Source organism: Salinivibrio sp. MA607 (assembly GCF_001996245.1).
Classification (GTDB): domain Bacteria; phylum Pseudomonadota; class Gammaproteobacteria; order Enterobacterales; family Vibrionaceae; genus Salinivibrio; species Salinivibrio costicola.
This window is the reverse complement of sequence record NZ_MUFJ01000016.1, coordinates 1-19360: the sequence shown is the minus strand read 5'-3', so window position 1 is coordinate 19360 and position 19360 is coordinate 1. Positions and strand designations below refer to the sequence as shown.

The window sequence follows — 19360 nt, the reverse complement described above, 5'->3', positions numbered from 1 at the left end:
CTCGCTATTTTTGATGTTCAACGCAGACGCTTTAATTATCGACATCCACTGCACGCTTGCCTTCATTGAGGTAATTTTTCAAAAAGCCATCAATCACACGTGGGTTTTGACCATCYTGAATCGCGAGTAAGCCGTCCATAATAAGACGACGGTTTAACTTCTCTTGTTCTTTGCGTAGTGCGAGCTTGTTGGCAATCGGGGTCGCCACCATATTTGCCAGCATCGCCCCGTACATAGTCGTCAGCAAAGCCACTGCCATTGCCGGGCCGATGGCCTTAGGATCATCCATGTTAGAAAGCATGGCAACCAGACCAATCAAGGTCCCGATCATCCCCATTGCTGGGGCGACATCCGCTAACGCGTTATAAAAACCAATACCGTGATCATGCCGCTCTTCCGTCAAGCTGATATCTTTCTTCAAGGTGGCACGGACCACATCCGCATCATGGCCATCAACGAGCAAGTCGACACCTTTTTGCATAAACGAGTTATTCACTTCCATTTCTTCGAGGGCGAGAAACCCGCCTTTACGAGCAGCATCTGCCATTTCGATAATCTTGGCAATCAAATCTTCCGGGTCATCAGACTTAAACATAAAAGCCTTACCCGCGATTTTAAAGCTGCCAAAAAATTGCCCCATCGTGTATTTGGTTAAGACAACAAATAGACTGCCCCCGATAACGATCAACACAGATGGAACGTCAAAATACATGTTCATGGTGCCGCCCAGCAGCATCGCCATGACAACGAATGCGAACGAACCAAGCATGCCGATGAGCGTCGCTATATCCACGTCAGTCTCCCTTAACTACCATTAAGTCATTGTTGTTCATTTTCAGGGTATTGGTTATATCGGCAACCAATCCTTTAGGTTTAGCGTAAATCCGTCAATATTAATAAGGATAACATGCCATTTACCGCTTGGGGTAAGAACACAAAATCGGCCTCTGCGGTTTGACCACTTTTCACCGCTGAGTTACCGTCTAGCCTTTCTTTTCTAATTTTATGGCATCATGGCTGTGAAGAAACCAGAAAATATGACCTTTGAGGACACGCTCAAAGAGTTAGACAGTATCGTTGGCGCGTTAGAGTCCGGCGAACTGCCGCTTGATACGGCAATGAAACGCTTCGAGCGTGGTATCACCTTAACCCGTCAAGGGCAAAAAACCTTGGCGGACGCCGAGCAACGGGTCGAGATCTTGCTTTCGCAAGAAGACGATGGGCCACTGACTGAGTTTTCCCCCCAAGACGATGACTAGTACTGTTGCAAAAGATACGCTGCGCGAGACGCAAACGCGAAGTAACCGACAACTTGAATCCTGGCTTTATACCCTAGACCATCAGGAACAACCTCTTATTCAAGCGATGCGCCATGGCTTGTTATTGGGAGGAAAACGGATTCGCCCGTTTTTAACCTATGCGACGGGGCAACTTTTCGGTATACCGCTTGCGCAGCTCGACACACCCGCAGTAGCAGTAGAATGTATTCATGCTTATTCATTAATCCATGACGATTTACCGGCGATGGACAACGACAGTTTGCGCCGTGGTCAGCCGACTTGTCATGTTGCATTCGATGAAGCGACGGCGATTCTCGCCGGTGATGCGCTACAAACACTGGCTTTTACCGTGCTTGCTGAAGGTGAACTCAATCCAAATGCCCAACCATACCGTATCGATATGGTGAAAGTATTGGCCAATGCAAGCGGCGCATCCGGGATGTGTCTGGGTCAATCACTTGATTTAGCCGCAGAAGGCCGAGCCGTTGATTTATATGCCTTGAAGCAAATTCATCGTAATAAAACCGGTGCACTCATTAAAGCGGCGGTACGATTGGGGGCCTATGCGGCTGGGGAGACTGGGGTGAAACACCTCGGATCGTTAGACCGATTTGCGGATGCTATCGGGCTCGCATTCCAAGTTCAGGATGATATTTTGGACATCACCAGCGATACGCAAACGCTTGGAAAGCCTCAAGGTTCCGATGTGAATGCGGAGAAGAGCACCTACCCTGCTTTACTGGGGCTGGCTGGCGCGCAAGAAAAAGCGACGCAACTTTACCAAGAAGCACTACACGCCTTGGAGGCGATCCCCTACAATACCGAGCAACTGGAAGTTTTTGCCCGATATATCATCGAGCGCAACAACTAGCATGATTAATAAAAGCGCCGAACCATTATGACATTGGATATATCAAAATACCCAACCCTCGCGCTTGCTGATACGCCTGAAGAGTTACGCACCTTACCGCGTGACCACTTGCCTCAGTTGTGCGAGGAGTTACGTACCTATTTACTTAACACAGTGAGCCATTCCAGCGGCCATTTTGCCTCAGGGCTGGGAACGGTGGAACTCACTGTGGCGCTGCATTATGTCTATAATACGCCATTTGACCATCTTGTTTGGGATGTAGGGCATCAAGCTTACCCCCACAAAATCTTAACCGGACGGCGGGAGCAGATGCCCACGATCCGGAAAAAAGATGGCCTTCACCCCTTCCCTTGGCGAGAAGAAAGCCCTTACGATGTGCTGTCAGTCGGGCACTCTTCGACCTCAATCAGCGCAGCACTCGGGATGGCTATCTGCGCGGAAAAAGAAGGGCAGAACCGGCGCGTAGTCAGTGTGATTGGCGACGGCGCCATCACCGCGGGGATGGCTTTTGAAGCCATGAATCACGCTGGGGATGTGAAGCCCGATATGTTGGTCGTACTGAATGACAATGAGATGTCTATCTCAGAAAATGTCGGCGCCTTGAATAATCATTTTGCGCAATTGCTTTCTGGCAATGTCTATACCAGCATTCGCGAAGGCGGCAAAAAAGTGCTCTCCGGCGCCCCCCCGATTAAAGAATTGGTACGTCGTGCGGAAGAACACCTCAAAGGCATGGTCGTGCCTGGCACCATGTTTGAAGAGTTAGGCTTTAATTACATTGGTCCGATTGATGGGCACGATGTCGAAGAGCTGGTCAAAACCCTTAAAAATATGCGCCACCTAAAAGGTCCGCAATTTTTACATGTGATGACCAAAAAAGGCAAAGGTTACGCGCCGGCAGAAAACGATCCGATTGGCTATCATGCTGTCCCCAAGTTTGATCCGAGCGTGCATACGTTACCTAAGTCTAAGCCTTCCAGCCCCAGCTTTTCCAATGTGTTTGGTGATTGGCTTTGTGATATGGCCGAACAAGATGACAAATTGTTAGCCATCACGCCAGCCATGCGAGAAGGGTCTGGCATGGTCCGCTTTTCTAAGGCACACCCAGATAAATATTTTGATGTCGCTATCGCGGAACAACACTCGGTAACGCTTGCCGCGGGTATGGCGATTGGCACCTATCATCCGGTGGTCGCGATTTATTCGACCTTTCTACAACGCGCTTATGATCAGCTCATTCATGATGTCGCGATCATGAATCTTCCGGTGTTATTTGCGATTGATCGCGGTGGTATTGTCGGCGCCGACGGTCAAACTCACCAAGGTGCGTTTGATTTAAGTTACTTACGATGCATCCCAAATTTGGTTGTCATGACGCCCAGTGATGAAAACGAATGCCGTCAAATGCTGTATACCGGTCATATTCATGATGGTCCCGCCGCAGTGCGATACCCACGAGGCAGCGGGATGGGCGCTGTTATTGAAGATAAAATGCAAGCTATCCCCGTGGGTAAGGGTGTGGTCAAACGTCAAGGCGAGTGCATCGCGATCCTTAACTTTGGTACCTTGCTGCCAAGCGCATTAGAAGCGGCAGAAGCGCTCAATGCAACGGTTGTCGATATGCGCTTTGCTAAGCCTCTTGATCACACACTGATCGAGGAGATGGCAAAAGCCCATGACTGCTTGGTAACCGTGGAAGAGAATGCGGTAGCGGGCGGCGCTGGCTCTGGCGTCATTGAAACATTGATGGCGCAAGGCACGGTGAAACCCGTCCTGCAAATAGGCTTACCCGATCGTTTTATTTCGCAAGGCACACAACAAGAAATCCATGCCGATATCGAATTAGACAGCACCGGCATTGAAGCCCAAATCCGGCGCTACCTCGCTAAGCTAGGTTAAGCTAAGCCCCTGAAACTAAAAAAACCGCTAGTACTTAGCGGTTTTTTTGTTTTTCCAAACGATTAATTTGATGACTTGGCGTCTGGCTACTTGGCTTCTGACGACTTAATGGCTTGGTTACTTAATGACCTAGTTACTTAGTTACTTAGTGCCAAAAAGTTACTTAGTGCCAAAAATCTTATCGCCAGCATCGCCCAAACCAGGAACAATATAGCCGTTATCATCTAACTTCTCATCAATGGCAGCAGTATAAAGCTCCACATCAGGATGTGCTTTTTTCAGTGCTTCGATCCCTTCAGGCGCTGAGACCAAAACCAAAACCTTAATTTGCTGACAGCCCTGCTCTTTCAACAAATCGATCGTCGCAATCATAGAGCCACCGGTTGCTAACATCGGATCCACGACCAAGGCCATTCGCTCATCGATGTTGCTCGCCAGCTTATGAAAATAAGGCACAGGTTCAAGGGTTTCTTCGTCACGATAGACACCCACGACACTGATCCGCGCGCCAGGAACGTGCTCTAAGACACCATCCATCATACCGAGTCCAGCACGAAGGATAGGCACCACAGTCACTTTTTTACCTTTAATTTGGTCGACATCAACCGGGCCATCCCAGCCATCGATCGTCACTTTTTCTGTATCGAAGTCTGAGGTGGCTTCATAAGTCAACAGGCTACCTACTTCGGTGGCAAGCTCACGAAACCGCTTGGTGCTGATATCACGTTCACGCATCAAGCCGATTTTATGTTTGACTAACGGGTGCCTTACTTCCACGACCTTCATCTTAGACTCCTTACAAAAAACAAATTCTCGGTAGTATACATGAAAGTAATTTGCTAGCGTAGAGATAGCGCTTGATATATCGTTTAGAATCTCACCAAACTGCTTACGCAAACGTTTTCCTTTCACTGAATGCGCTGATAGAATAGCGCCGACTTTTGATTTCCAACTCCGGCGAGGAATTGCAGTGAGCGGTAAACAATCATCTCTTAGCTATAAAGATGCAGGTGTCGACATTGATGCCGGCAACGCACTGGTCGATCGTATTAAAGGTGTGGTGAAACAAACACATCGCCCTGAAGTGATGGGAGGACTAGGCGGTTTTGGTGCACTTTGTTCATTGCCAACCAAATACAAAGAGCCCGTACTGGTGTCTGGTACGGATGGCGTTGGAACCAAGCTACGCCTTGCATTGGACGCGAATAAACATGACACAATTGGCATCGATTTGGTGGCGATGTGTGTCAACGATCTGATTGTGCAAGGCGCAGAGCCGTTATTTTTTCTTGATTACTATGCCACAGGAAAGCTCGACGTCGACGTCGCTGCCAATGTCGTGACCGGAATCGCACACGGCTGCCAACAAGCCGGCTGTGCCTTGATCGGCGGCGAAACCGCTGAAATGCCGGGAATGTATAGTGGCGACGATTATGATGTCGCTGGCTTTTGTGTCGGGGTGGCGGAAAAGTCGGCGCTGATTGATGGCAGCAATGTCGGCGATGGCGATGCACTGATTGGCCTTGCGTCCAGTGGTCCGCACTCAAACGGTTATTCCCTGATCCGTAAAATCCTCGATGTGAGCCAAGCGGATCTCAGCACGCCATTGGCCGGTCAACCGCTTATCGAACATTTGTTGGCACCGACCCGTATTTACGTCAAATCTGTCTTAGCGCTGCAGGAGCAAACCTCAATTCACGCGGTGTCGCATATCACAGGTGGCGGTTTTTGGGAGAACATTCCCCGCGTATTACCTGCAGGGACAAAAGCAGTGATCGACAATAACAGCTGGCAGTGGCCTGCAATTTTTGACTGGCTGCAAGAAAAAGGCAATGTCAGCGATTACGAAATGCTACGTACGTTTAATTGTGGTGTTGGCTTGGTCATTGCGCTACCACAAACCGAAGCAGAGAAAGCAATTGCTTTACTCAATGAAGCAGGAGAAACCGCTTGGCAACTGGGTCATATTGCCCATGCAAACGCTAATGAAGCGCAAGTGGAGCTCACAGAATGAAACGCATTGTTGTGTTAATTTCTGGTAGTGGCTCAAACCTGCAAGCGCTCATTGATCAGTTTCATCAGGGGCATCAGGCACGCATCGTTGCTGTTATCGCCAATAAAGCAAACGTGTATGGCCTAACACGTGCCGAGCAAGCCGATATTCCCGCTCAGGTCGTTGCTAATACAGCGTATGCCAGCCGCGAAGACTATGACGCGGCTTTGGTTCGGGCTATCGATGTTCATCAACCCGACTTAGTGGTATTGGCTGGCTTTATGCGTATTTTAACCCCAGGTTTTGTCAGCCATTACGCAGGGCGGATGCTGAATATTCACCCATCACTGCTCCCTAAATACACGGGACTACATACCCACCAGCGCGCGATTGATGCTGGCGACAAAGAGCATGGGACGTCGGTACATTTTGTCACGGAAGAACTTGATGGTGGGCCTGTGATATTACAAGCTCGCGTCCCTATCTTTGCCGATGATGAGATTGATTCCGTCGCCGCCCGTGTTCAACAACAAGAACACCGAATCTATCCATTAGTGGTTAAATGGTTTATTGATGGACGGCTTAAAATGGAAGCTGGGAAAGCTTGGTTGGACAATCAACCACTCGGTCCTTCAGGCCATGCAGCTGACGATTGACCGGCATTGCGATGAACAGGCGCCTCGGCGCCTGTTCGATCATGATGTGGCGACGCTCGCTTGGTTCGAGCAATAGACCTCGCCAAAGTGGAACACGCAGTACTCCCCTTCTTGCATCTTATGCCAGCTCTCATTATTGGTCAGCGGCTGCGTCGCAATCACTGAAACAATATCATCCGGCGTTGTCTGCTCGTGAAAATCAACTGTCATTTCTTGATCGATCAAACTCGCTCGACCAAATGGCGCACGACGTGTAATCCAATGCAGATTATTGGTGCAATACGCCATCACATAATCGCCATCGCTAAACAGCATATTATATACGCCAAGCGCGCGCAGTCGGTCACAGCGTGAAGCAATAAAATCAAACACCTCACACATGTTGTCCGGTTGCTTTGGATAATGCTTAAACAGCTCGTTTAACAACCAACAAAAGGCCTTTTCACTATCGGTCTCTCCCACGGGTTTGAAATGTCCCGTCTCGAGACTTTCAAACCCAGAGAGTTGGCCATTATGGGCAAAGGTCCAATGGCGTCCCCAAATTTCTCGCGTAAAAGGATGTGTGTTTTCCAAGCTCACGCCGCCTCGGTTCGCTTGACGAATATGACTAACGACCGAACAGCTTTTGATCGGATAACTGGTTACAAGCTCCGCGACTTTAGATTGACTGCTGGGGGCCGGATCTTTAAAGGTACGAAATCCTTTACCCTCATAAAAAGTAATCCCCCAACCATCACGATGCGGACCTGTTTTTCCGCCCCGTTGAATTAAGCCGGTAAAACTAAAACAGATATCCGTAGGGACGTTGGCACTCATGCCAAGCAACTCACACATTCTTTCGTCTACCTCTGCGAATTATGCTGCCATTTCCTTTTCCACCAATTGGATCAGAATATGGATAATTTTGATATGAACTTCTTGAATGCGATCAGCATAACCAAAGTGTGGAACCCGAATTTCGATGTCCGCTAGCCCGGCCATTTTGCCGCCATCTTTTCCCGTTAGCATGATTGTTTTCATGCCCTTTTTCTGAGCCGCTTCCATCGCGTTTAAGATGTTTCCTGAATTCCCCGAGGTCGATAGGCCAAACAGAACGTCCCCCTTCATACCCACGGCTTCAACATAACGGGAGAAAACATACTCGTAGCCAAAGTCGTTGGAGACACAGGAAATATGACTCGGATCGGAAATGGCAATCGCCGGGTAGCCTGGACGGTTTTCGCGGTAACGCCCGGTGAGTTCTTCAGCAAAATGCATCGCATCACAATGTGAGCCACCATTACCACAAGACAACACCTTGCCGCTGGCCTTAAAACTATCAGCAAGGAGTGTCGCCGCTTTTTCAATCTGCTGGATGTTATTGTCATCACTCAAAAATGCGGTTAACACATCGGCTGCTTCTGAAAGCTCACCGCGAATAAGATCTTGGTACATGGCACCTTCCCACTGTTAACAAATATCACGCCCATTAGGCATCAGTCAGTTCAACTGTCAGTGTACCCGTATCGTTTTAGGGCTGTCGACTACCGTTATCATCCAGCAAGCGAGCTCGGTCACGTTTGCTTGAATGGCAACCTATCTTTCCATTTGTGCAATAACTGCAGTGAAGATTTTCTGACCTTGCAGGCCAGGTCACACCGTATGATTTTACAATTATTTAATTTTTTGGTTACATTGAGTGGTACGACCTCTTACCACGACGCGTAAGAGCCTAATTAAACCGAAGGAGATGACGTGATGGCAACAGGGTTATATATCGTCGCCATGCTAATACTGGCCGGCGTACTCGCATACCATCGTGCTAAGTTGCTGGTATCGACTGCCGTACTGGCAGCCGGATTAGTTGTAGGGACAGTCATAGGGAGTGTGGGGCAAATTACTTGGTTAATTTTTGCCGTCATTGCTCTACCACTAAATATTGTGACATTTCGTCGCAATTGGCTGAGTAAGCCTGCATTTAAAGCCTTTAAATCCGTGATGCCAGAAATGTCAGCAACGGAGAAAGAAGCGATCGACGCAGGCACCGTCTGGTGGGAAGCCGATTTATTCCGCGGCGCCCCGGATTGGAACAAATTGCATGATATTCCGGCCCCCACACTTAGCGCTGAAGAACAAGCCTTCCTCGATGGACCTGTCAATGAGGTCTGTCGCATGGTTGATGACTACCAGGTCACGCACGAGCTTGCCGATCTTCCCGAAGAGGTGTGGCAGTATCTGAAGGACAATAAGTTCTTCGCCATGATCATCAAAAAACAATATGGTGGCCTAGAGTTTTCCGCATATGCACAGTCTTTAGTACTGCAAAAACTGTCGGGGGTTTCTGGTGTACTGTCGTCAACCGTGGGTGTTCCTAACTCGCTCGGCCCTGGTGAACTACTTCAGCATTATGGTACCGAGGATCAGAAAGACCACTACCTCCCTCGCCTTGCCCAGGGTAAGGAGATCCCTTGTTTTGCATTAACCAGCCCAGAAGCCGGTTCGGATGCGGGCTCTATTCCAGACTACGGCGTAGTGACCAAAGGCGTTTGGAACGGTGAAGAAGTCCTGGGAATGAAAATCACCTGGAACAAACGCTATATCACGCTTGCACCGGTAGCGACTGTCTTAGGCTTGGCATTTAAGCTACGCGACCCCGATCATTTACTCGGTGATCAAGACGAGCTCGGCATCACTTGCGCATTGATCCCAACCGATATGGAAGGTGTGCAAATTGGTCGCCGCCATTTCCCATTGAACGTGCCTTTCCAAAATGGCCCGACTCAAGGTAACGAAGTCTTTGTTCCGATGGACTTTATTATTGGCGGGCAAAAAATGGCCGGTCAAGGCTGGCGCATGTTGATGGAGTGCCTGTCTATTGGTCGCGGTATCACGCTGCCTTCAAATACCACGGGTGGGCTTAAATCGGCTGCACTTGCAACCGGCGCTTACGCACGTATTCGTCGTCAGTTCAAATTGCCAATTGGCAAAATGGAAGGGATCGAAGAGCCGCTGGCTCGCATCGCGGGTAATGCCTATGTTATGGATGCCGCGAGTGCGTTGACCGTGACAGGGATTGATGCAGGCGAAAAACCCTCTGTTATCTCGGCAATCGTCAAATATCACTGTACTCACCGTAGCCAGCAGAGCGTCATTGATGCGATGGATGTTATTGGTGGTAAAGGCATCTGTTTAGGGCCGAAAAACTATTTGGGCCGGAATTACCAGGGCTCACCGATTGCTATCACCGTGGAAGGTGCGAATATTCTGACCCGCTCAATGATTATCTTTGGCCAGGGGGCGATTCGTTGTCACCCATTTGTCTTAGATGAGATTCGTGCGAGCGAGAATAGCGATCAGCAAGCGGCACTTGCAGCATTTGACAAAGCACTGTTCGGTCACGTCGGCTTTGTATTTAGCAATGTTGCTCGCACCCTTTGGCTTGGTTTAACCGATGGACGTTTCTCGAAAGCACCACGCAAAGACGCGACACGTCGTTACTACCAGCAGATGAATCGCTACAGCTCTGCGCTGGCACTGCTTGCTGATGTCTCTATGGCGGTATTGGGCGGTAACCTGAAACGTAAAGAGCGCTTATCGGCGCGCTTGGGGGATGTGCTTAGCCAGCTCTACTTAGCATCCGCGACCATGAAGCGTTACGCTGACGAAGGCTACCAGACCGAGGATCTTCCTTTGGTTCATTGGGGCATGCAAGACGCGATGTACCAAACAGAGCAAGCATTGGATGGTTTCCTCGCAAACTTCCCGAATCGTGTGATTGCCGGGTTAGTAAGAGCCTTGGTGTTCCCTCTTGGTAGAGGACGCCGCCAGCCGGGTGATCGTCTGGATGGTAAATTGGCAGTGATTTTACAATCACCTAGTGCGACGCGTGACCGGATTGGTCGTGGTCAATTCTTTGAGCCAGGCAATGCGATCGGCAATATCGAGAAAGCGTTGCATGACATCCTCAAGGCTGAGCCTATCCATAAGAAGGTCTGTGACGGTCTTGGCGAGAAGTTGCCGTTCATGTTCCTGGATCAAGTAGCCGATAAAGGGTTACACGCTGGCGTCATTTCCGAGCAAGAAGCCGACTTGCTGCGAGAAGCCGAGCAAGGTCGACTCGAAACAATCAATGTCGATGACTTTGATCCTGCAGAGTTACCTGCCGCGTCAGTCAAAGAAAACAAGATGCATAATGCGGCATAACCGCACTGTATTTTGAGCGCACCGCTAAAAGAGAGGGATTTCCCTCTCTTTTTTTATCCTTAACCACGGCTAAATTTTATCATTCGCCACGGTTAAACATTTTTATTCGATCCATCGATATCCAGCTCATCCGTCTCTTCACTTGCCTCCTTTGACTCCGCGTCTTTATCGGGTGGCGGAGCTTCAAGCTCTTGCGCGGCTTCAGCTAATTTTCGTGCTTTACGCTTTTTCAGCACAAACCAGGTTGCGGCGCCAATCAAGATGACAAGCAAATTACCTAAGCCAATAATAATGAGAGACGTTGTACGTGCTTCAGCCTGCTCTCTTTCTCGTCTCCGTGCCTCGGCGGCCTCCATCATTGCCTGCTCACGCGCTTCGCGCTCTGCTTCAGCTTGTTCTAGCGCTTCGTAATCTGTAACAGCAAAAGTTTGCTCTGGTAAGGGGAAAACCAGGGAGCGACCCGACAATTGGTCTGTCGCGTATAGAGTTGAGCGCCATTTATATTGCCCAGGCGTACTCGCATAAGGAATATCGAGCGAGAGTGTCTCTGACTTTTCCTCACTATTTTTTTGATAAACCGTTGTCTTGCCTTCGGTATCAGTAAACTTGGCATGAACAGACACGCTGCCGGGCTCAATGCTAGCTTGTTCCATTTGGATAGTTAACTGATGCGGCTCATCATCTATTTGGCTTTGCTTAAAAGTCGCCATGAGTGGCGTCGGGTAAACGAGGACTTCTTGCTCAAGGGTACGAAAGAAGATCCCATTTCCCGATGTCACACGTGCTCGATACTTACCTGGCATCACATCAATAGGAAGCGAAACAGTAAAGATCCCATCATTAGGCGCTTCATCCAGCCCTGTTCCATCATCACTAAACTGGCCGAGTGATTTTGGCTGAGGACGTTGGTCAGGATTAAGCGAGGCAGGATCGTCAACAAACTCAGAAAAACTAACGGTGAGATCCACACGCCGAATAAAGTCTCGCAGATTAAGGGGGTCATCACCTAACATTAATCGTGCGGTGAATTTAATCGCTTCACCTTGATAAAGCCGACTGGGCAAATCTTCCACTTTCATGCGCAAGTCGCTCAGCACTTTCACTTTGTTATCAGGGCTAACGCGACCAATGGCTTGCCACGGCCCGGGCATCGGACCGCTAATCGATACAATGTCCATATCAGCCTCTTGATGCCAAGAGACATTATCGGGATGCCGCCATGCATAATATTTGCTTCCGTCAGGCCGAACCAAGACCACGGGCATGCTGGGTTTTTCTCGATAAATGACAAACGCAGCACGCTCAATCGTGGGGTCAACGCGAAAGCGGTTTTCCAGCAGCCGGATTTCTTGCTCGTTGGCGTGTGCCAATAAAGGGAAACAAAAACAAACTGCCCACCACCGCTTTCTCATGCCTGCTCCTACTGCCGCCAAAGACAGCTGCCGTTTTGTTCAATAAAGTCTAACCGCGCTTCATGCGCACTCATTTCATCGGCCGATGCAGGGATGACCTTTAGCGATTTCTGACGCTTAACCGTTCTCGGCGCCATTGGGCTTGCATTATCAGTGTCGGTCCCTGCATTAAAGGATAAATCTGTTTGTCCACCCGTCATTAACAGATAGACGTCAGCTAGTATCTCCGCATCCAGTAAAGCCCCGTGTAATGTGCGCCTTGAGTTATCAATGCCATAGCGATCACACAATACATCCAAGTTATTACGTTTGCCTGGGAAGATTTTCTTCGCCATTGCCAAGGTATCTGTGACTGTGCAAATCTCATTGGTTCGCACCGATACCCCGAGGTTTTTAAACTCATGGTCCATAAACCCCACATCAAAGGGCGCATTATGAGCAATCAACTCAGCACCTTGAATAAAGTCGACGAAGGCCTGATGCACGTGCGTATAGGCAGGCTTATCTGCTAAAAATGCATCAGTAATACCATGCACTGAAATCGCTTCAGGGTCGATCGCGCGCGTGGGTTTGATATAGGCATGAAAGTGCCGACCGGTGAGTTTGCGATTGATAATCTCAACGGCACCGATTTCTATAATATTGTGACCTCGGTAGTGAGGCCCACCTTCGCGGTTCATACCTGTGGTTTCGGTATCTAACACGATGAGACGATCGTAATTCGCTTTCATGGCAATAACTGTGTCAAACTTGGCTCAGATGAATAGCCTATAGTATCAAAGATGACCAAGCAGGTAGAAATTTTCACAGATGGTTCATGCCTCGGTAACCCAGGTCCTGGGGGGTATGGTGTGGTAATGCGCTATAAGCAGCATGAAAAAACGCTGAGTGCTGGGTTTACCCTCACCACCAACAACCGCATGGAGTTGATGGCCGCGATTGTCGGGTTACAAGCGTTAAAAGATTCCTGCGAAGTGGTTCTGACCACGGACAGCCAATACGTTCGCCAAGGAATTACCCAGTGGATCCATAACTGGAAAAAGCGCCAGTGGAAAACGGCGGATAAGAAGCCGGTTAAAAATGCCGACCTGTGGCAGCAATTAGATCAGGTGGCAGCCAACCACCAGATCACGTGGAACTGGGTAAAAGGCCACGCCGGTCACCCTGAAAATGAACGTTGTGATGAGCTCGCGCGTCAAGCCGCTAACCAACCAACCGAAACAGACGAAGGCTATCAGCCTCCTGCATAAAAGCATGGTGCGCTAACCGCCGTTAGGTACAACTCCCCCTAGCGGCGATACCGCTTGCTTTAGTTTCCAACGGGGCTTAATCGGTTTAAGTGGATAACTGCGTTTTCGCGCCATAATAAGATAAATAGATCCTAACGCGGGCGTTATCATACTGGCGCTACTTTCAACCCACGCATGGCGAGCGTTGGGGCGTTGTGTTGGCCATAGACCCATTTGATGTGCGGTAATGATTTCATAGTTCATGACACTTAACCAATCTTTGACGCGCAGCGGTGAAAACATTCGTCCTCCCCAAGGTAGGCGCTGATGTCGACCTCTAATCAGCTTTTTCATCCCCAGGAGACTGGTTGGATTAACGCCAGAAAGAATCAAACAACCATCGTCAATCATCACGCGATCGACCTCTCTTAGTAATCGGTGCGGGTCGTCGCTATAATCAAGTTGGTGTGCGAGTAAACAGACATCAAAGGACTTTTGGATAAACGGTAAGGCATAGTGGGCAGCCGTGAGGTTACGCATCGGATTGTGTTTATCGACACAGACTTGGTGTTGAATGTTACACTGTTTACTAACTAGCTCGCAGCTTAATCCACCTAATTTAAGCAAATGGTAGCCGAATAAAGTAGGCAGGCACTCATCCAGCCGAGTTTGCAATTGGGTGCGCGCCCAATCACCGTAGGCAATCTGGTCCCATGTATAGGGATAGTCAAACTGATGTTCAATGCGCGCTGGTTTCATTATTAAGGCTCATTCTATCGCTGGAGAACCCAATGCTTCACGTCAAAAGCATACCTGCATTTAACGATAATTACATATGGCTCATTATTAGTGAAGATAATCGATGCGCCGTGGTCGATCCCGGTGAAGCAAGTCAGGTTATTGACTATCTCAAAGCAAATACGTTGACACTGTCTTGTATTCTTATCACACATCACCACTGGGATCATACGAATGGTATTGAGGAGCTTGTCCGTTTCGCACCCAGCGCCCAAGTTATCGGACCGGAGATCAAACCTATCCCGCGCTTAAGTATGGCAGTGGGAGATGGCGATCAGATTGATGTTTTCGATCATCGATTTTTAGTGGTCGGAGTTGAAGGACATACTGATGATCACATCGCTTTTGTTGGCGATGGGAAGCTGTTTTGTGGTGATGCGCTATTCTCTGCTGGCTGTGGCCGCTTGCTTGGGGGCACCGCAGCACAAGCGCTAAATTCGCTTAAGAAGCTAGCCTCCTTGCCGATTGAAACAGAGGTCTATTGCGCCCACGAGTATACCGCTGCCAATGTTGCCTTCGCACTCACTGTCGAACCTGAAAACGATGATCTCCATTTGTATCGCGAAGAAGTCAACCGATTACGCGCTCAGGAAAAACAAACACTACCGAGCACCATTGGACGCGAAAAACGTATCAATCCGTTTTTGCGCATTCATGAGCCAAGCGTAATTCAAGCGGTCAGCGGGCGTGCGCAAAATAACACTGAATTAGAAGTTTTCCGCGCGTTACGTCAGTGGAAGGACGAATTTTGAGCTGAGTCTCTTGTCATCAGTGAGACCAGCCCCTATCATCATCGGCTATTTTGGACGAAGGTTTTTATGCCATGAAGTACCGTTTAGTTTTATTGAGCACACTGTTGCTGAGCGGCTGTCAGTCAACGGGTGACACTCAAGACACGGATACCGCCCACAAAGCGCCTCCTATTGCGGGCCAGAAGGCTTCATCTGCGCCCACAGAGACCGCAGTAACACCAGAGAAAGCGGTACCTAACCAACCCACGGTACTCTCACCGCAAAAACAAGAGGATGTTTGGCAGCGGATCAGTATGCAACTCTCCTTGCCTGTCCCAAATAATGCATCGGTGAGGCGGTATCGAAATTGGTATTTAAACTACCCTAATCACCTCGCAACCGTGACTGAGCGCGCGACGCCCTTTTTACACCTTATTGTTGAAAAAGTAGAAGCTCGTAATATGCCACTCGAGCTGGCACTGCTGCCTGTTGTTGAAAGCTCGTTTGATCAGTTTGCCTATTCTCATGGTAGAGCCGCGGGCTTATGGCAGTTTGTTCCTGCTACGGGGCGACGCTTTGGCTTAGAACAAAACTGGTGGTATGACGGCCGACGTGATGTGGCCCAATCAACCGATGCCGCACTTGATTACCTCGAGTACTTGCACGGCATGTTTGATGGCAACTGGTTACACGCAATCGCGGCGTACAATTCCGGCGAAGGGCGCGTATCAAGAGCGATCCGACGTAACGAGCAGCGCGGAAAACCGACCGATTTCTGGCACCTTGATCTTCCTAAAGAGACCAGCAGTTATGTGCCCAAACTCATCGCACTGGGTGACGTGCTGCGCAATAAAAACAAATACGGTTTAGATCTCCCTGAAATCCCTAACCAACCAGTGTTAACCATGGTCGATCCGGGTATGCAAATGGATCTCGCGTTAGCAGCTAACTATGCGGGTTTGACTGTGTCAGAACTGCAAAGCCTTAATCCAGCCTATAACCACTGGGCAACGTCTCCATCGGGCCCAACTCACCTTTTACTGCCGAATGATAAGGTGGCGCGCTTCAATACCGAGCTCGCGAAAAATAAGAATCAGGGACTTCGTGTCGAACGCTATGCGGTTAAGTCGGGCGATAGCCTAAGTGAGATAGCAGACCAGTATAATACCACGGTAAAAGTACTCAAACGCGCGAATCAGTTACGCTCATCACGCATTCGTGTGGGTCAACGCTTAATGATCCCGGTATCGCTCAAAGATGAGTCTCAATACACGCTAAGTGCTCCTCAACGGTTGGCCGCCTTGCAGGCTGCCGAGCGTGATGGTTATAAGCGTACTCACACAGTACGTCAGGGAGATAGTTTTTGGACGATTGCGCGTCGTTATGACGTGGATTATCGCCAACTCGCGAAGTGGAACGGCATGAGTCCTCGCGACACCTTAAGCATTGGTCAACAGCTCGTTGTGTGGGATAAAGAAAACAATGCACAACGTATTCGCACAATCACCTACCGTATTCGCCAAGGTGATTCACTGAGCACGATTGCACATCGATATAAGGTATCCGTGTCAGATTTAATCAAATGGAACCAACTGCGCCAGAACGCATATATCCAACCGGGACAACAGTTGACACTTCATATTGATATTTCACGGAGTAGTGGCTCATGATGCAAGCCTCAACCAATCCATTTTATGCCTTACGTGACACCGTACTCCGACCAAGTGCGTGTTTCGCCGCACTAAGTCAACGACCAGCGTGGGGCTGGGTTGCTTATTTACTAATGTGCTTGAGCGCGATTGCGTTTTGGAGTGCTTATTTTGATCACACGGATGTATCAACCCTTCAGCAAGCACTGGCTCAACAGCTGTCCATGCCTCAAGCAGAAGCGGAAAAGTGGTTACAACGAGAAACACTCCTAGCCTCTGAAGTATTGGGAGATTGGTTTGGTCGTGCCGCGGCAATTTTTGCCTTAGCCCTTTGGTTCCGGTTATCCACCAAGCAAGAGGCACCTAACTTTGGCTATCGTCACTGGTTAGCGGCATCCTGCTTTATTTTCCTGCCGGCAGTCATTGGTGATTTAGCAAGCTATACCAATATGACACTCGCACCGAGCTTTATCCTTCCGGCTCATGCTGATCTCAATAGTCTGAATGGCCTGCTCAAGCTACCGCTGACATCACCCTGGACAGCCTGGGCAGCCAGTTTACCCTTGCTCCTACCATGGTACTGGGTCCTCAGTATTACCGCTATTGGTACCTGGACACCATTAAATCAAGGTAAAGCCATTGTTGTCGCCACTCTCCCCTGGGTAGCTGTTTTCGGTGGCTGGGCGATCATCATTGCTGTGAGTTAATCCATTACAGCTATGGGTTAATGCATCACACGCGACGAGCGCTCACCCTAGCACCTTAAGTTGTGCCTCCATCGCCGCATGATCGGAGGCACCATTATCAATCGCACTGGCCTGCTCCACGGTCAATCCGCGATAGAATATATGATCCAACGGCAGCCCAAACTTAGTCATCCGCTGGTCCGGTTGAAAATGCATTTCTTGTAAAGACAAACGCGACACCATCGCTCTGACTGCTTCTAATCGCCGTTGCGACCACGTATTAAAATCCCCTGCCAAGATAATCGGTCCATCAACACGTAACAAGGCTTGCTCAAGCGCTGCTAATTGCTTTTTATAAGCCGCCATCGCGTAAGTGAAGTTAATGCTATGAATATTGACCACAGCCAGTCGCTGACCATTGGAAAGCTGATACTCACTGTACAGTGCACTTTTGGGCAAGCGTAAATAGGGCTCTACCGCTGTATAAGCGCAGCTATGGAGAGGATTAACCTGAGAAAGATTCATAACCCCAGCGACCGCATCTTGCATCGCAAACGCATAGGCTTGATCATAATGAAGTGATGACTGTGTAATCCAGCGCGCGAGTTGAGGGCCAAAACTCGCTTCCTGTAATAGCATAAGACGATGCGGATCTCGATACTGCGTCAATGCTGTATCCCATTGTGGCCGCTGCTGTTTGTAAATGTTCCAAACCAGCAAAGAGAAATGGCCTTGTTCATCCAGCGGTAATGAATGGGTATAATCAACACATTGGCGATAAATACCAGAGACAGTGTGTAACTGTGACCCATCGGGGACAGTAAAGTAACCATTGACACCCACTATGGCCGTTGGGACTAAAATGGCGCTTCCCCAGGCCACTACCTTGCCAATACGTCGTTTCATTACTTAATTACCACCATAAAGCTCACCACTGAAAGTATAGGTTGCCCCTACATCGGGCGCCGATTTTGCGATCGTTAATGCCTAAATACAAGTGATAAACACACCTTATCACTTGCCGCACACTTGATGTCAGAGATAGGATAGAAAAGCAATGATAACAAGGTGTATTCATGGAGCGACGCCTATGCTCAATAATCTATTTGTTTACGGTACTCGTTGTCCAGACGAAGAGAACCACCACCTGCTCGCTGATATGAAAGGGAGCTGGCACAAAGCCAGCATACAAGCAATACGCACCGACCGTGGCTGGGGATCGGCAGCAGGGCACCCAGGGATCGAGTTAAGTGATAACGCAAAGGACAGAGTAAAAGGCTGGTTATTTAAAGCTGACGATCTTTCAACGAGATTAGCGCAGATCGATCAATTTGAAGGCGCGGGCTACCAACGAGTGATTGTTGAAGTGGAATATAAACATACAAGCGGAGAAGACACCAAGCATACCACCGCCTTCACTTATGAACTCTGTTTTAGTCATCAGCCTAATACGACTGGGCCAAGCCAATTCGTCGCCAAAAACGACTAATAAGTGTTCTTACTCATAAACACAAAAAATCACCAATAAGCCAGTGTATCGAGTGATACTTGTATAAAAAAAAGCACCGACATAAGTCGGTGCTTTTTAGGTGGCAGGGGTAGAGGGATTCGAACCCCCAACACGCGGATTTGGAATCCGCTGCTCTGCCAGTTGGAGCTATACCCCTATAAGTAGTGGCGGAGTGGACGGGACTCGAACCCGCGACCCCCGGCGTGACAGGCCGGTATTCTAACCAACTGAACTACCACTCCGCACCAATTCTTTTTCATCAAAGTCTTACACTTAATTGCTTTGATGCTTAAATTTTTGCTAACTAAGGCCTAATACTAAGCGCTAATTAGATTATCTTGTTTGATGCGATGAGGATTTTGAATCGAGACGCGCAGTGTATGCCAATACATGAGCATCGCAGATATCAAAAGCATCGAGCTATCAACAAGATAAGCAATGAGAGCCTGGCGATGTCCTACTCT

General features: G+C 49.0%; 19 protein-coding genes and 2 tRNA genes. 11 read left to right on the top strand and 10 right to left on the bottom strand.

Annotation, left to right across the window (positions count from 1 at the left end; genetic code table 11):
- Positions 1–31 precede the first annotated feature (31 nt).
- The gene (pomA, locus tag BZG81_RS09100; RefSeq protein WP_077677213.1) at positions 32–793 is read right to left on the bottom strand and encodes a flagellar motor protein PomA; all 762 of its coding nucleotides are present in this window, start codon (positions 791–793) and stop codon (positions 32–34) included.
- Positions 794–1013: 220 nt separating this feature from the next.
- Between pomA and xseB the strand changes: the two genes are divergently transcribed.
- The 3 genes from xseB to dxs are packed head-to-tail and all read left to right on the top strand — an operon-like array spanning position 1014 to position 4050.
- Positions 1014–1259: an exodeoxyribonuclease VII small subunit gene (gene xseB, locus BZG81_RS09095; protein ID WP_077461639.1), complete on the top strand. Its 246-nt coding sequence runs from the start codon at positions 1014–1016 to the stop codon at positions 1257–1259.
- Positions 1252–2151 carry a (2E,6E)-farnesyl diphosphate synthase gene (ispA, locus tag BZG81_RS09090; protein ID WP_077677212.1) on the top strand — a complete coding sequence of 300 codons (900 nt, stop codon included), beginning with the start codon at positions 1252–1254 and terminating at the stop codon, positions 2149–2151. Before xseB ends, ispA begins: the two co-directional genes overlap by 8 nt.
- Before the next feature lie 27 nt (positions 2152–2178).
- The gene (dxs, locus tag BZG81_RS09085) at positions 2179–4050 is read left to right on the top strand and encodes a 1-deoxy-D-xylulose-5-phosphate synthase (protein ID WP_077677211.1); all 1872 of its coding nucleotides are present in this window, start codon (positions 2179–2181) and stop codon (positions 4048–4050) included.
- A 159-nt stretch (positions 4051–4209) separates the two neighbouring features.
- Here the strand turns inward: dxs and upp are convergent, their stop codons facing one another.
- The gene (gene upp / locus BZG81_RS09080) at positions 4210–4836 is read right to left on the bottom strand and encodes a uracil phosphoribosyltransferase (RefSeq protein ID WP_021024156.1); all 627 of its coding nucleotides are present in this window, start codon (positions 4834–4836) and stop codon (positions 4210–4212) included.
- Between the two features lie 184 nt (positions 4837–5020).
- Between upp and purM the strand changes: the two genes are divergently transcribed.
- Complete coding sequence (gene purM / locus BZG81_RS09075; protein WP_077577244.1) at positions 5021–6064, top strand: phosphoribosylformylglycinamidine cyclo-ligase; 1044 nt, start codon at positions 5021–5023, stop codon at positions 6062–6064.
- Positions 6061–6699, top strand: a complete 639-nt coding sequence (gene purN / locus BZG81_RS09070; RefSeq protein WP_021024158.1) for a phosphoribosylglycinamide formyltransferase — start codon at positions 6061–6063, stop codon at positions 6697–6699. The genes purM and purN overlap by 4 nt, the downstream gene beginning before the upstream one ends.
- 39 nt (positions 6700–6738) lie before the next feature.
- Here the strand turns inward: purN and BZG81_RS09065 are convergent, their stop codons facing one another.
- Positions 6739–7533 (bottom strand): class II glutamine amidotransferase, encoded by a 795-nt coding sequence (locus tag BZG81_RS09065; RefSeq protein WP_077461644.1) that lies wholly within the window; start codon positions 7531–7533, stop codon positions 6739–6741.
- 21 nt (positions 7534–7554) lie between these two features.
- Positions 7555–8133 (bottom strand): D-sedoheptulose 7-phosphate isomerase, encoded by a 579-nt coding sequence (gene lpcA, locus BZG81_RS09060; protein WP_021024160.1) that lies wholly within the window; start codon positions 8131–8133, stop codon positions 7555–7557.
- A gap of 303 nt (positions 8134–8436) precedes the next feature.
- On the opposite strand from lpcA, the gene fadE reads away from it, so the two are divergent.
- Positions 8437–10881, top strand: coding sequence for an acyl-CoA dehydrogenase FadE (fadE, locus tag BZG81_RS09055; RefSeq protein ID WP_077661485.1), 2445 nt, complete (start codon positions 8437–8439; stop codon positions 10879–10881).
- Between the two features lie 92 nt (positions 10882–10973).
- Here the strand turns inward: fadE and BZG81_RS09050 are convergent, their stop codons facing one another.
- Positions 10974–12293 (bottom strand): TIGR03503 family protein, encoded by a 1320-nt coding sequence (locus BZG81_RS09050; RefSeq protein ID WP_077677210.1) that lies wholly within the window; start codon positions 12291–12293, stop codon positions 10974–10976.
- A gap of 8 nt (positions 12294–12301) precedes the next feature.
- Positions 12302–13024, bottom strand: a complete 723-nt coding sequence (gene dnaQ, locus BZG81_RS09045; protein ID WP_021024163.1) for a DNA polymerase III subunit epsilon — start codon at positions 13022–13024, stop codon at positions 12302–12304.
- 51 nt (positions 13025–13075) lie between these two features.
- On the opposite strand from dnaQ, the gene rnhA reads away from it, so the two are divergent.
- Positions 13076–13543 carry a ribonuclease HI gene (gene rnhA, locus BZG81_RS09040; protein WP_021024164.1) on the top strand — a complete coding sequence of 156 codons (468 nt, stop codon included), beginning with the start codon at positions 13076–13078 and terminating at the stop codon, positions 13541–13543.
- A gap of 12 nt (positions 13544–13555) precedes the next feature.
- Here rnhA and BZG81_RS09035 read toward each other — a convergent pair whose 3' ends face one another.
- Entirely contained in the window at positions 13556–14281 is a 726-nt protein-coding gene (locus BZG81_RS09035) for a class I SAM-dependent methyltransferase (protein ID WP_021024165.1), read from the bottom strand.
- Between the two features lie 32 nt (positions 14282–14313).
- On the opposite strand from BZG81_RS09035, the gene gloB reads away from it, so the two are divergent.
- The 3 genes from gloB (at position 14314) to BZG81_RS09020 (ending at position 17407) form a co-directional block, all read left to right on the top strand.
- A complete protein-coding gene (gloB, locus tag BZG81_RS09030; RefSeq protein ID WP_021024166.1) occupies positions 14314–15072 on the top strand; it encodes a hydroxyacylglutathione hydrolase in 759 nt (252 codons plus the stop codon).
- A 71-nt stretch (positions 15073–15143) separates the two neighbouring features.
- On the top strand, positions 15144–16721 hold the full coding sequence (locus BZG81_RS09025) for a lytic transglycosylase (protein ID WP_077677209.1): 1578 nt from the start codon (positions 15144–15146) through the stop codon (positions 16719–16721).
- Positions 16718–17407: a YIP1 family protein gene (locus BZG81_RS09020; RefSeq protein WP_241827380.1), complete on the top strand. Its 690-nt coding sequence runs from the start codon at positions 16718–16720 to the stop codon at positions 17405–17407. Before BZG81_RS09025 ends, BZG81_RS09020 begins: the two co-directional genes overlap by 4 nt.
- 42 nt (positions 17408–17449) lie before the next feature.
- Here BZG81_RS09020 and BZG81_RS09015 read toward each other — a convergent pair whose 3' ends face one another.
- A complete protein-coding gene (locus tag BZG81_RS09015) occupies positions 17450–18292 on the bottom strand; it encodes an endonuclease/exonuclease/phosphatase family protein (RefSeq protein ID WP_077461649.1) in 843 nt (280 codons plus the stop codon).
- A 184-nt stretch (positions 18293–18476) separates the two neighbouring features.
- On the opposite strand from BZG81_RS09015, the gene BZG81_RS09010 reads away from it, so the two are divergent.
- Positions 18477–18875, top strand: a complete 399-nt coding sequence (locus BZG81_RS09010) for a gamma-glutamylcyclotransferase family protein (protein ID WP_158011838.1) — start codon at positions 18477–18479, stop codon at positions 18873–18875.
- 101 nt (positions 18876–18976) lie between these two features.
- On the opposite strand, the gene BZG81_RS09005 is transcribed toward BZG81_RS09010, so the two are convergent.
- Positions 18977–19053, bottom strand: a tRNA-Trp gene (locus BZG81_RS09005).
- 8 nt (positions 19054–19061) lie between these two features.
- Positions 19062–19138: transfer RNA gene (locus BZG81_RS09000), tRNA-Asp, on the bottom strand.
- Between the last annotated feature and the right edge of the window lie 222 nt (positions 19139–19360).

Coding starts and splice junctions, on each gene's coding strand:
- BZG81_RS09035 (WP_021024165.1), bottom strand. CDS start 14,281: ATGAAACCAGCGCGCATTGAACATCAGTTTGACTATCCCTATACATGG.
- purN (WP_021024158.1), top strand. CDS start 6,061: ATGAAACGCATTGTTGTGTTAATTTCTGGTAGTGGCTCAAACCTGCAA.
- BZG81_RS09015 (WP_077461649.1), bottom strand. CDS start 18,292: ATGAAACGACGTATTGGCAAGGTAGTGGCCTGGGGAAGCGCCATTTTA.
- BZG81_RS09050 (WP_077677210.1), bottom strand. CDS start 12,293: ATGAGAAAGCGGTGGTGGGCAGTTTGTTTTTGTTTCCCTTTATTGGCA.
- BZG81_RS09010 (WP_158011838.1), top strand. CDS start 18,477: ATGCTCAATAATCTATTTGTTTACGGTACTCGTTGTCCAGACGAAGAG.
- gloB (WP_021024166.1), top strand. CDS start 14,314: ATGCTTCACGTCAAAAGCATACCTGCATTTAACGATAATTACATATGG.
- dnaQ (WP_021024163.1), bottom strand. CDS start 13,024: ATGAAAGCGAATTACGATCGTCTCATCGTGTTAGATACCGAAACCACA.
- lpcA (WP_021024160.1), bottom strand. CDS start 8,133: ATGTACCAAGATCTTATTCGCGGTGAGCTTTCAGAAGCAGCCGATGTG.
- BZG81_RS09025 (WP_077677209.1), top strand. CDS start 15,144: ATGAAGTACCGTTTAGTTTTATTGAGCACACTGTTGCTGAGCGGCTGT.
- rnhA (WP_021024164.1), top strand. CDS start 13,076: ATGACCAAGCAGGTAGAAATTTTCACAGATGGTTCATGCCTCGGTAAC.
- fadE (WP_077661485.1), top strand. CDS start 8,437: ATGGCAACAGGGTTATATATCGTCGCCATGCTAATACTGGCCGGCGTA.
- upp (WP_021024156.1), bottom strand. CDS start 4,836: ATGAAGGTCGTGGAAGTAAGGCACCCGTTAGTCAAACATAAAATCGGC.
- xseB (WP_077461639.1), top strand. CDS start 1,014: ATGGCTGTGAAGAAACCAGAAAATATGACCTTTGAGGACACGCTCAAA.
- ispA (WP_077677212.1), top strand. CDS start 1,252: ATGACTAGTACTGTTGCAAAAGATACGCTGCGCGAGACGCAAACGCGA.
- BZG81_RS09020 (WP_241827380.1), top strand. CDS start 16,718: ATGATGCAAGCCTCAACCAATCCATTTTATGCCTTACGTGACACCGTA.
- dxs (WP_077677211.1), top strand. CDS start 2,179: ATGACATTGGATATATCAAAATACCCAACCCTCGCGCTTGCTGATACG.
- BZG81_RS09065 (WP_077461644.1), bottom strand. CDS start 7,533: ATGTGTGAGTTGCTTGGCATGAGTGCCAACGTCCCTACGGATATCTGT.